This window comes from Endozoicomonas euniceicola, assembly GCF_025562755.1.
Classification (GTDB): Bacteria; Pseudomonadota; Gammaproteobacteria; order Pseudomonadales; family Endozoicomonadaceae; genus Endozoicomonas_A; species Endozoicomonas_A euniceicola.
In genome coordinates this window covers 1,882,815-1,896,216 of sequence record NZ_CP103300.1, presented here as the reverse complement: position 1 = coordinate 1,896,216, position 13,402 = coordinate 1,882,815, and the positions used below count along the sequence as shown (strand labels likewise).

At 54.0% G+C, this 13,402-nt stretch carries 3 protein-coding genes; all 3 read left to right on the top strand.

Annotation, left to right across the window (positions count from 1 at the left end):
* Positions 1-56 precede the first annotated feature (56 nt).
* The 3 genes from NX720_RS07245 to NX720_RS07235 all read left to right on the top strand — a co-directional run bounded on the left by NX720_RS07245 (position 57) and on the right by NX720_RS07235 (position 13,325).
* Positions 57-4,208 (top strand): DUF1601 domain-containing protein, encoded by a 4,152-nt coding sequence (locus NX720_RS07245; RefSeq protein ID WP_262600367.1) that lies wholly within the window; start codon positions 57-59, stop codon positions 4,206-4,208.
* 97 nt (positions 4,209-4,305) lie between these two features.
* Positions 4,306-8,904, top strand: a complete 4,599-nt coding sequence (locus tag NX720_RS07240; RefSeq protein WP_262600365.1) for a DUF1601 domain-containing protein — start codon at positions 4,306-4,308, stop codon at positions 8,902-8,904.
* A gap of 98 nt (positions 8,905-9,002) precedes the next feature.
* Positions 9,003-13,325, top strand: a complete 4,323-nt coding sequence (locus tag NX720_RS07235; RefSeq protein WP_262600363.1) for a DUF1601 domain-containing protein — start codon at positions 9,003-9,005, stop codon at positions 13,323-13,325.
* Positions 13,326-13,402 lie beyond the last annotated feature (77 nt).

The window sequence follows — 13,402 nt, the reverse complement described above, 5'->3', positions numbered from 1 at the left end:
GGTAATTTTTCAAAAAGTGCTGGTTGTCAGGCGCCTGTTGACTATCCTTCCATGCCATGAATTTCCCCTCCCCGGTGACCAATGCCCAACATGGCTATCCAGGCCAAAAAGTTCTGGAGTATCTTGCTCAACTCCAGCAACGGAACGCCTGGCTTAAGCAGCCACTTGACTGGTCGCAAAAAGAACCAGAATCGTCACAGAAAGGGAACACTCCCTCGCCAAGCAGCCCTGAATTTATTGAAGAGAGATTTACCAGCATGACCAGGCTCTTTTTTTTTCTGGCTTTCCTGTTGCTGTTGCCATTATGCCACGGACATGATCCCTTGTTTGAACCTTACCTGCCTGTCTCGCAGGCTCTGGGTATTGGTAATTTCGACAAGCCTGAGGTCAGTTCCCTGGCTATTATGACCTGGATGATGGCGGGTCATAGGGGGTCTGCTTCCGGGCAGGTCGATTGGCCGTTTGCGGGCTATTTCGGGTTTGGAGATAGTCACTTCACCGGTCAGAAGGCCCACCCTGAAATGGTGTCGGCCATGCCGACCCCTGAGGCCGGTTCGGTTGAAACCCTGCTCTGCCTTGAGCCTGCCATCCACACAATCAATCCACTGCCTTACAATTGTCGCTCCCTGCCAGTCGATGCCTGTGGCCTGGTTGTAAGCCATGACCCCGAAGTGGTTGACGGGGAGCCAGCTCCCCTGTTTTTCCCCGTTCCCTGTGACCTTCCTTTCACGAAGGCAGGCGCCAGCCTGTATCCATTGCCCTGTGACGATGAACTCTGTCTGGGTTGGGAGAGTCATTCGCAGAAAATCACCCTTGACTTCCCTCAGGCCAGAGTACCGGATAACTTCCTGAGGCTGGTTCGACGCACCGGTGTGCTTCCCGGGTGGTTCTATCAAACCACTGATCAGCAGGGGCAGGTTATTTACTACTGGTATGATTCTCAGGGCAATCGCTACAGCATCAGCCAGCAAGAGTACTGGCTGATGCTGTCCGGGTTATTTGAAAGCCTGATGCACCGATTCTACCCGGAGGTTTTCGACCCCCCGCTTCCGGCGGGCGGTGGCTGGCATATATGGCTCTATACGAGAAAGAGCAAGCCAGCAGGACGACAAGGCAGTGGCCGTGGGAGAGCAGGCAGGAGAGGAAAGATACAACTGGCTGCCGGAGGAAGAGGGGGCAACCCAGACAGAAAAAGATCAGGCAGTAAACCAGGTCAAAGGCCTGTCGCTTATGTCAAGCCTCAACCAAGAGCGGGAGCCACCGGGACAAGGAAGATGCCAGAGAAGGCTCCGGACACCAGGGCAGCTGAAACAATAGCGAGCCTGGTGAAGGAGTTTAAAACAGGCGATCTGGAAGCGGCAGCAAAAAGGTTTAAGAAAAAATACAACGGTAGAGATCATAGCTACTTTTGCCACCGGATCAAGTTAGCCACCAGAAAACGAGGTTTTTCCCTGACACTGGAAGAGAAAAAACAATTACAACCTTTTGTCACTCATTTAACAGAGGTTATTTTATCCAGTCAGTTTAGTGGCAAGCACGTCAGTACCTGTGTACACAGCTTGACGTCAAGCCAGTTGCTCTACCCATTCGTAAGCGATAGGGGTTTAGCAGGGGAGATTAACGCCTTAACTAAAGCTTTGCTGATTCGAGTGGCTCAAGTCAGGGACCTTGATAGTCAAGGGCTCTCCAGCCTGGTGTGGGCGCTGGCGAAACTGGTGGAGAAGGGGCTCGAAATACAACAGACCCACAGTGCGATGACGGCACTGTTGCCGCAGGTGGTGGAGGTGGCGGAGCAGTCAAAGAAAAAGCACGAAAAAAACAGCTCAGAGGTGCAGGTAACAGAGCAGGCCAGCAGGGCGCAGTTGCCGCAGGCGGCAGAGGAAACGAGCCCACGGGACAGGTTCAGCTCTCAAGGGGTCTCCAACGTGCTGTGGGCGCTGGGGAAACTAGTGGAGAAGGGACTCGAAATGCAACAGGTCAACAGTGCGGTGACGGAACTGTTGCCGCTGGTGGTGCAGATGGCAGAAGGAACGAGCCCCGAGGCCGGGTTCAGCTCTCAAGGGGTCTCCAACCTGCTGTGGGCGCTGGCGAAACTGGTGGAGAGCGGACTCAGGATGCGACAGGCCAACAGTGCGGTGACGGCGCTGTTGCCGCAGGTGGTGCAGGTGGCAGAGGGAGCGAGTTGCCAAGATGGGTTTATTCCACAACACGTTGCCAGCCTGCTGTGGGCGCTGACGAAACTCATGGAGAACGGACTCGAAATACAGCAGGCTCACAGGGCGGTGACGGCAATGTTGTTGCGGGTGGCACAGATAGCAGAGGAAACGAGTCCCCGGGACGGGTTCAGCTCTCAAGGGGTCTCCAACGTGCTGTGGGCGCTGGGGAAACTGGTGGAGAACGGACTCAGGATGCGACAAGCCAACAGTGCGGTGACGGCGCTGTTGCCACTGGTGGTACAGGTGGTAGAGCAGAGCAGCAGGGAGGTAGTAGAGGAAACGAGCCCCGAGGCCGGGTTCAATTCTCAAGGGGTCTCCAACCTGATGTGGGCGCTGGCGAAACTGGTGGAGAACGGACTCGAAATGCAGCAGGCTCACAGGGCGGTGACGGCACTGTTGCCGCAGGTGGTACAGGTGGCAGGGGGAATGAACCTTCGGGCTGGGTTTAATGCTCAGGAAGTCGCCAACCTGCTGTGGGCGCTGGCGAAACTGGTGGAGAGAGGACTCGAAATGCCGCAGACCAACAGAGCGGTGACGGCACTGTTGACGCAGGTGGTACAGATGTCAGAGGGAACGAGCCTCCGGGCCGGGTTCCGTTCTCAGGGGGTCGCCAACCTGCTGTGGGCGCTGACGAAACTGGTGGAGAACGGACTCGAAATGCAACAGGCTCACAAGGCGATGACGGCACTGTTGCCACAAGTGGTGGAGGTGGCAGAGAAAAAGAGCCTCGAGGCCGGGTTCAGTTCTCAAGCGGTCTCCAACCTGCTGTGGGCGCTGGCGAAACTGATGGAGAACGGGCTCGGAATGCAGCAGGCTCACAGGGCGGTGACGGCACTGTTACCGCAGGTGGTACAGGTGGCAGAGGGAACGAGCCTCCGGGCCGGGTTCTGTTCTCAGGGGGTCGCCAACCTGCTGTGGGCGCTGGCGAAACTGATGGAGAACGGGCTCGAAATGCAGCAGGCTCACAGGGCGGTGACGGCACTGTTACCGCAGGTGGTACAGGTGGCAGAGGGAACGAGCCTTCGGGCCGGGTTTAATCCTCAGGAAGTCGCCAACCTGCTGTGGGCGCTGGCGAAACTGATGGAGAACGGGCTCGAAATGCAGCAGGCTCACAGGGCGGTGACGGCACTGTTGCCGCAGGTGGTGCAGGTGGCAGAAGGAGCGAGCCCCCAGGCTGAGTTCAGTTCTCAAGGGGTCGCCAACCTGCTGTGGGCGCTGGCAAAACTGGTGGAGAACGGACTCGAAATGCATCAGATTCACAGGGCGGTGACGGCATTGTTGTCGCAGGTGGTACAGATGGCAGAGGGAACGAGCCCCCAAGTCAAGTTTAACTCTCAGGATATAGCCAGCATACTTTGGTCAATAGCTTTCCTGGGAGAATTTATTGAGCCTCAAACAATTGAGGGCGTATTAAATAGCGTCTCTTTTGATAAACAATATTCAGTATTACCACAAGCTCAGCTGCTTTGGAGTTTTATGGTATTTATGGCCAGAAAGGTTTCAATTAATAACCAGTTAATATTGCTGGTGAAATCCTGGTATCAAACTTTGGCACAACAAAAAAATGATGAGCAATTGGAATCACTGTTAACAATAGCCGGGATATGGCTTGAGCAAGAACCATTTTTTAATCCGAAATACAAAACTCGTCCCTCCCAATTGCAGAATGACTTTAAAACCAAATTGACTAATAAATTTCCCAATATAGAGTTCTCAGAGGAACAGGCTTTTGAAAATTTACCTCCGCTTGATTTTTTTATAGGTAATCCCTATCGATTAGGTATTGAAATTCAGGGGCCACATCATTTTACGGATCAGGAGTCATTATCAAAAACAGGAAAGACGATCCTGAAGGTTGAGACATACAAAAAGGTAGGCCTCGATGTCATAGAAGTTCCTTACAGGCATCTGAATAGAGATAATTTAAGTTGGGTTTGGGCTATTTTGTTGAAAAAACAGAGTGTGATTCAGCAACCTCGATCATCTCAGTAAATATTCGGTGAACCCATAGCCTTGGAGGTCGAGTTGCCAAGGGTAATTTCTCAAAAAGTGCTGGTTGTCAGGCGCCTGTTGACTATCCTTCCATGCCATGAATTTCCCCTCCCCGGTGACCAATGCCCAGCATGGCTATTCAGGCCAAAAAGTTCTGGAGTATCTTGCTCAACTCCAGCAACAGAACACCTGGCTTAAGCAGCCACTTGACTGGTCGCAAAAAGAACCAGAATCGTCACAGAAAGGGAACACTCCCTCGCCAAACAGCCCTGAGTTTATTGAAGAGAGATTTACCAGCATGACCAGGCTCTTTTTTTTTCTGGCTTTCCTGTTGCTGTTGCCATTATGCCGCGGACATGATCCTTTGTTTGAACCTTACCTGCCTGTCTCGCAGGCTCTGGGTATTGGTAATTTCGACAAGCCTGAGGTCAGTTCCCTGGCTATTGTGACCTGGATGATGGCGGGTCATAGCGGGTCTGCTTCCGGGCAGGTCGATTGGCCGTTTGCGGGCTATTTCGGGTTTGGAGATAGTCGCCTCACCGGTCAGAAGGCCCACCCTGAAATGGTGTCGGCCATGCCGACCCCTGAGGCCGGTTCGGTTGAAACCCTGCTCTGCCTTGAGCCTGCCATCCACACAATTAATCCACTGCCTTACAATTGTCGCTCCCTGCCAGCCGATGCCTGTGGCCTGGTTGTAAGCCATGACCCCGAAGTGGTTGACGGGGAGTCTGCTCCCCTGTTTTTCCCCGTTCCCTGTGACCTTCCTTTCACGAAGGCAGGCGCCAGCCTGTATCCATTGCCCTGTGACGATGAACTCTGTCTGGGCTGGGAGAGTCATTCGCAGAAAATCACCCTTGACTTCTCTCAGGCCAGAGTACCGGATAATTTCCTGAGGCTGGTTCGACGCGCCGGTGTGCTTCCCGGGTGGTTCTATCAAACCACTGATCAGCAGGGGCAGGTTATTTACTACTGGTATGATTCGCAGGGCAATCGCCACAGCATCAGCCAGCAAGAGTACCGGCTGATGCTGTCCGGGTTATTTGAAAGCCTGATGCACCGATTCTACCCGGAGGTTTTCGACCCCCCGCTTCCGGCGGGCGGTGGCTGGCATATATGGCTCTATACGAGAAAGAGCAAGCCAGCAGGACGACAAGGCAGTGGCCGTGGGAGAGCAGGAGGGAGAGGAAAGATACAACTGGCTGCCGGAGGAAGAGGGGGCAACCCAGACAGAAAAAGACCAGACAGTAAACCAGGTCAAAGGCCTGTCGCTTATGTCAAGCCTCAACCAAGAGCGGGAGCCACCGGGACAAGGAAGATGCCAGAGAAGGCTCCGGACACCAGGGCAGCTGAAACAATAGCGAGTCTGGTGAAGGAGTTTAAAACAGGCGATCTGGAAGCGGCAGCAAAAAGGTTTAAGAAAAAATACAACGGTAAAGATCATAGCTACTTTTGCAACCGGATCAAGTTAGCCACCAAGAAGCGAGGTTTTTCCCTGACACTGGAAGAGAAAAAACAATTACAACCTTTTGTCACTCATTTAGCAGAGGTTATTTTATCCAGTCAGTTTAGTGGCAAGAGCGTCAGTACCTGTGTACACAGCTTGACGTCAAGCCAGTTGCTCTACCCATTCGTAAGCGATAGGGGTTTAGCAGGGGAGATTGACACCTTAACTAAAGCTTTGCTGATTCGAGTGGCTCAAGTCAGGGACCTTGATAGTCAAGGGCTCTCGAGCCTGGTGTGGGCGCTGGCGAAACTGGTGGAGAAGGGGCTCGAAATACAACAGACCCACAGTGCGGTGACGGCACTGTTGCCGCAGGTGGTGGAGGTGGCGGAGCAGTCAAAGAAAAAGCACGAAAAAAACAGCTCAGAGGTGCAGGTAACAGAGCAGGCCAGCAGGGCGCAGTTGCCGCAGGCGGCAGAGGAAACGAGCCCACGGGACAGGTTCAGCTCTCAAGGGGTCTCCAACGTGCTGTGGGCGCTGGGGAAACTAGTGGAGAAGGGACTCGAAATGCAACAGGTCAACAGTGCGGTGACGGAACTGTTGCCGCTGGTGGTGCAGATGGCAGAAGGAACGAGCCCCGAGGCCGGGTTCAGCTCTCAAGGGGTCTCCAACCTGCTGTGGGCGCTGGCGAAACTGGTGGAGAGCGGACTCAGGATGCGACAGGCCAACAGTGCGGTGACGGCGCTGTTGCCGCAGGTGGTGCAGGTGGCAGAGGGAGCGAGTTGCCAAGATGGGTTTATTCCACAACACGTTGCCAGCCTGCTGTGGGCGCTGACGAAACTCATGGAGAACGGACTCGAAATACAGCAGGCTCACAGGGCGGTGACGGCAATGTTGTTGCGGGTGGCACAGATAGCAGAGGAAACGAGTCCCCGGGACGGGTTCAGCTCTCAAGGGGTCTCCAACGTGCTGTGGGCGCTGGGGAAACTGGTGGAGAACGGACTCAGGATGCGACAAGCCAACAGTGCGGTGACGGCGCTGTTGCCACTGGTGGTACAGGTGGTAGAGCAGAGCAGCAGGGAGGTAGTAGAGGAAACGAGCCCCGAGGCCGGGTTCAATTCTCAAGGGGTCTCCAACCTGATGTGGGCGCTGGCGAAACTGGTGGAGAACGGACTCGAAATGCAACAGGCTAAAAGTGCGGTGACGGCGCTGTTGCCGCTGGTGGTGCAGATGGCAGAAGGAACGAGAACGAGCCCCCGGGCCGGGTTTAATCCTCAAGAAGTCGCCAACCTGCTGTGGGCGCTGGCGAAACTGATGGAGAACGGACTCGAAATGCAGCAGGCTCACAGGGCGGTGACGGAACTGTTGCCGCAGGTGGTGCAGATGGCAGAGGGAGCGAGCCCCCGGGCCGGGTTTAGTCCTCAGGAAGTCACCAACCTGCTGTGGGCGCTGACGAAATTGGTGGGGAACGGGCTCGAAATGCAGCAGGCTCACAGGGCGGTGACGGCACTGTTGACGCAGGTGGTACAGATAGCAGAGGGAAGGAACCTCCGGGCCGGGTTTAATCCTCAGGAAGTTGCCAACCTGCTGTGGGCGCTGGCGAAACTGGTGGAGAACGGACTCGAAATGCAGCAGGCTCACAGGGCGGTGACGGCACTGTTGCCGCAGGTGGTACAGGTGGCAGGGGGAATGAACCTTCGGGCTGGGTTTAATGCTCAGGAAGTCGCCAACCTGCTGTGGGCGCTGGCGAAACTGGTGGAGAGAGGACTCGAAATGCCGCAGACCAACAGAGCGGTGACGGCACTGTTGACGCAGGTGGTACAGATGTCAGAGGGAACGAGCCTCCGGGCCGGGTTCCGTTCTCAGGGGGTCGCCAACCTGCTGTGGGCGCTGGCGAAACTGGTGGAGAACGGACTCGAAATGCAACAGGCTCACAAGGCGATGACGGCACTGTTGCCACAAGTGGTGGAGGTGGCAGAGAAAAAGAGCCTCGAGGCCGGGTTCAGTTCTCAAGCGGTCTCCAACCTGCTGTGGGCGCTGGCGAAACTGATGGAGAACGGGCTCGGAATGCAGCAGGCTCACAGGGCGGTGACGGCATTGTTGACGCAGGTGGTACAGATAGCAGAGGGAAGGAACCTCCGGGCCGGGTTTAATCCTCAGGAAGTCGCCAACCTGCTGTGGGCGCTGGCGAAACTGATGGAGAACGGGCTCGAAATGCAGCAGGCTCACAGGGCGGTGACGGCACTGTTGCCGCAGGTAGTACAGGTGGCAGAAGGAGCGAGCCCCCAGGCCGGGTTTAATGCTCAGGAAGTCGCCAACCTGCTGTGGGCGCTGGCGAAACTGGTGGAGAACGGGCTCGAAATGCAGCAGGCTCACAGGGCGGTGACGGCACTGTTGCCGCAGGTGGTGCAGGTGGCAGAAGGAGCGAGCCCCCAGGCTGAGTTCAGTTCTCAAGGGGTCGCCAACCTGCTGTGGGCGCTGGCAAAACTGGTGGAGAACGGACTCGAAATGCATCAGATTCACAGGGCGGTGACGGCATTGTTGTCGCAGGTGGTACAGATGGCAGAGGGAACGAGCCCCCAAGTCAAGTTTAACTCTCAGGATATAGTCAGCATACTTTGGTCAATAGCTTTCCTGGGAGAATTTATTGAGCCTCAAACAATTGAGGGCGTATTAAATAGCTTCTCTTTTGATAAACAATATTCAGTATTACCACAAGCTCAGCTGCTTTGGAGTTTTATGGTATTTATGGCCAGAAAGGTTTCAATTAATAACCAGTTAATATTGCTGGTGAAATCCTGGTATCAAACTTTGGCACAACAAAAAAATGATGAGCAATTGGAATCACTGTTAACAATAGCCGGGATATGGCTTGAGCAAGAACCATTTTTTAATCCGAAATACAAAACTCGTCCCTCCCAATTGCAGAATGACTTTAAAACCAAATTGACTAATAAATTTCCCAATATAGAGTTCTCAGAGGAACAGGCTTTTGAAAATTTACCTCCGCTTGATTTTTTTATAGGTAATCCCTATCGATTAGGTATTGAAATTCAGGGGCCACATCATTTTACGGATCAGGAGTCATTATCAAAAACAGGAAAGACGATCCTGAAGGTTGAGACATACAAAAAGGTAGGCCTCGATGTCATAGAAGTGCCTTACAGGCATCTGAATAGAGATAATTTAAGTTGGGTTTGGGCTATTTTGTTGAAAAAACAGAGTGTGATTCAGCAACCTCGATCATCTCAGTAAATATTCGGTGAACCCATAGCCTTGGAGGTCGAGTCGCCCAAGGGTAATTTCTCAAAAAGTGCTGGTTATCAGGCGCCTGTTGACTATCCTTCCATGCCATGAATTTCCCCTCCTCGGTGACCAATGCTCAGCATGGCTATCCAGGCCAAAAAGTTCTGGAGTATCTTGCTCAACTCCAGCAACAGAACGCCTGGCTTAAGCAGCCACTTGACTGGTCGCAAAAAGAACCAGAATCGTCACAGAAAGGGAACACTCCCTCGCCAAGCAGTCCTGAGTTTATTGAAGAGAGATTTACCAGCATGACCAGACTCTTTTTTTTTCTGGCTTTCCTGTTGCTGTTGCCATTATGCCACGGACATGATCCTTTGTTTGAACCTTACCTGCCTGTCCCGCAGGCTCTGGGTATTGGTAATTTCGACAAGCCTGAGGTCAGTTCCCTGGCTATTATGACCTGGATGATGGCGGGTCATAGGGGGTCTGCTTCCGGGCAGGTCGATTGGCCGTTTGCAGGCTATTTCGGGTTTGGAGATAGTCGCTTCACCGGTCAGAAGGCCCACCCTGAAATGGTGTCGGCCATGCCGACCCCTGAGGCCGGTTCGGTTGAAACCCTGCTCTGCCTTGAGCCTGCCACCCACACAATTAATCCACTGCCTTACAATTGTCGCTCCCTGCCAGCCGATGCCTGTGGCCTGGTTGCAAGCCATGACCCTGAAGTGGTTGACGGGGAGCCAGCTCCCCTGTTTTTCCCCGTTCCCTGTGACCTTCCTTTCACGAAGGCAGGCGCCAGCCTGTATCCATTGCCCTGTGACGATGAACTCTGTCTGGGCTGGGAGAGTCATTCGCAGAAAATCACCCTTGACTTCTCTCAGGCCAGAGTACCGGATAATTTCCTGAGGCTGGTTCGACGCGCCCGTGTGCTTCCCGGGTGGTTCTATCAAACCACTGATCAGCAGGGGCAGGTTATTTACTACTGGTATGATTCTCAGGGCAATCGCTACAGCATCAGCCAGCAAGAGTACTGGCTGATGCTGTCCGGGTTATTTGAAAGCCTGATGCACCGATTCTACCCGGAGGTTTTCGACCCCCCGCTTCCGGCGGGCGGTGGCTGGCATATATGGCTCTATACGAGAAAGAGCAAGCCAGCAGGACGACAAGGCAGTGGCCGTGGGAGAGCAGGCAGGAGAGGAAAGATACAACTGGCTGCCGGAGGAAGAGGGGGCAACCCAGACAGAAAAAGATCAGGCAGTAAACCAGGTCAAAGGCCTGTCGCTTATGTCAAGCCTCAACCAAGAGCGGGAGCCACCGGGACAAGGAAGATGCCAGAGAAGGCTCCGGACACCAGGGCAGCTGAAACAATAGCGAGCCTGGTGAAGGAGTTTAAAACAGGCGATCTGGAAGCGGCAGTAAAAAGGTTTAAGAAAAAATACAACGGTAAAGATCATAGCTACTTTTGCAACCGGATCAAGTTAGCCACCAAGAAGCGAGGTTTTTCCCTGACACTGGAAGAGAAAAAACAATTACAACCTTTTGTCACTCATTTAGCAGAGGTTATTTCTTCCAGTCGGTTTAGTGGCAAGCACGTCAGCATCTGTGTACACAGCTTGACGTCAAGCCAGTTGCTCTACCCATTCGTAAGCGATAGGGGTTTAGCAGGGGAGATTAACGCCTTAACTAAAGCTTTGCTGATTCGAGTGGCTCAAGTCAGGGACCTTGATAGTCAAGGGCTCTCCAGCCTGGTGTGGGCGCTGGCGAAACTGGTGGAGAAGGGGCTCGAAATACAACAGACCCACAGTGCGATGACGGCACTGTTGCCGCAGGTGGTGGAGGTGGCGGAGCAGTCAAAGAAAAAGCACGAAAAAAACAGCTCAGAGGTGCAGGTAACAGAGCAGGCCAGCAGGGCGCAGTTGCCGCAGGCGGCAGAGGAAACGAGCCCCCGGGACAGGTTCAGCTCTCAAGGGGTCTCCAACGTGCTGTGGGCGCTGGGGAAACTAGTGGAGAAGGGACTCGAAATGCAACAGGTCAACAGTGCGGTGACGGCACTGTTGCCGCTGGTGGTGCAGATGGCAGAAGGAACGAGCCCCGAGGCCGGGTTCAGCTCTCAAGGGGTCTCCAACCTGCTGTGGGCGCTGGCGAAACTGGTGGAGAGCGGACTCAGGATGCGACAGGCCAGCAGTGCGGTGACGGCGCTTTTGCCAATGGTGGTGCAGGTGGTAGAGCAGAGCAGCAGGGAGGTAGTAGAGGAAATGAGCCCCGAGGCCGGGTTCAATTCTCAAGGGGTCACCAACCTGCTGTGGGCGCTGGCGAAACTGGTGGAGAACGGACTCGAAATGCAACAGGCTCACAAGGCGATGACGGCACTGTTGCCACAAGTGGTGGAGGTGGCAGAGAAAAAGAGCCCCGAGGCCGGGTTCAGTTCTCAAGCGGTCTCCAACCTGCTATGGGTGCTGGCGAAACTGGTGGAGAACGGACTCGAAATGCAGCGGGCCAACAGGGCGGTGACGGCGCTGTTGTCGCGGGTGGCACAGATAGCAGAGGGAACGAGCTCTCATGCCGGGTTCACTTCTCAAGGGATCTCCAACCTGCTGTGGGCGCTGGGGAAACTGGTGGAGAACGGACTCGAAATGCAACAGGTCAACAGTGCGGTGACGGAACTGTTGCCGCTGGTGGTGCAGATGGCAGAAGGAACGAGCCCCGAGGCCGGGTTCAGCTCTCAAGGGGTCTCCAACGTGGTGTGGGCGCTGGGGAAACTGGTGGAGAACGGACTCAGGATGCGACAGGCCAACAGTGCGGTGACGGCGCTTTTGCCACTGGTGGTGCAGGTGGTAGAGCAGAGCAGCAGGGAGGTAGTAGAGGAAATGAGCCCCGAGGCCGGGTTCAATTCTCAAGGGGTCACCAACCTGCTGTGGGCGCTGGCGAAACTGGTGGAGAACGGACTCGAAATGCAACAGGCTCACAAGGCGATGACGGCACTGTTGCTACAAGTGGTGGAGGTGGTAGAGAAAAAGAGCCCCGAGGCCGGGTTTAATCCTCAGGAAGTCGCCAACCTGCTGTGGGCGCTGGCGAAATTTGTGGAGAACGGACTCGAAATGCAGCGGGCCAACAGGGCGGTGACGGCGCTGTTGTCGCGGGTGGCACAGATAGCAGAGGGAACGAGCTCTCATGCCGGGTTCACTTCTCAAGGGATCTCCAACCTGCTGTGGGCGCTGGCGAAACTGATGGAGAACGGACTCGGAATGCAGCAGGCTCACAGGGCGGTGACGGCACTGTTGCCGCAGGTGGTACAGATAGCAGAGGGAAGGAACCTCCGGGCTGGGTTTAATCCTCAGGAAGTCGCCAACCTGCTGTGGGCGCTGGCGAAACTGATGGAGAACGGGCTCGAAATGCAGCAGGCTCACAGGGCGGTGACGGCACTGTTGCCGCAGGTGGTACAGGTGGCAGAAGGAGCGAGCCCCCAGGCCGAGTTTAATCCTCAGGAAGTCGCCAACCTGCTGTGGGCACTGGCGAAACTGATGGAGGACGGACTCAAAATGCAGCAGGCTCACAGGGCGGTGGCGGCACTGTTGCCGCAGATGGTACAGATGGCAGAGGGAACGAGCTCTCAGGCCGGGTTCACTTCTCAAGGGGTCTCCAACCTGCTGTGGGCGCTGGCGAAACTGGTGGAGAACGGACTCGAAATGCAGCAGATTCACAGGGCGGTGACGGCATTGTTGCCGCAGGTGGTACAGATGGCAGAGGGAGCGAGCCCTCAGGCCGGGTTTAATCCTCTGGAAGTCGCTAACCTGCTGTGGTCAATAGCTTTTTTGGGAGAATTTATTGAGCCTCAAACAATTGAGGGCGTATTAAATAGCGTCTCTTTTGATAAACAATATTCAGTATTATCACAAGCTCAGCTGCTTTGGAGTTTTATGGTATTTATGGCCAGAAAGGTTTCAATTAATAACCAGTTAATATTGCTGGTGAAATCCTGGTATCAAACTTTGGCACAACAAAAAAATGATGAGCAATTGGAACCACTGTTAACAATAGCCGGGATATGGCTTGAGCAAGAACCATTTTTTAATCCGAAATACGAAACTCGTCCCTCCCAATTGCAGAATGACTTTAAAACCAAATTGACTAATGAATTTCCCAATATAGAGTTCTCAGAGGAACAGTCTTTTGAAAATTTACCTCCGCTTGATTTTTTTATAGGTAATCCCTATCGATTAGGTATTGAAATTCAGGGGCCGCATCATTTTACGGACCAGGAGTCATTATCAAAAACAGGAAAGACGATCCTGAAGGTTGAGACATACAAAAAGGTAGGCCTCGATGTCATAGAAGTGCCTTACAGGCATCTGAATAGAGATAATTTAAGTTGGGTTTGGGCTATTTTGTTGAAAAAACAGAGTGTGATTCAGCAACCTCGATCATCTCAGTAAATATTCGGTGAACCCATAGCCTTGGAGGTCGAGTCGCCAAGGGTAATTTCTCAAAAAGTGCTGGTTGTCAGGCGCCT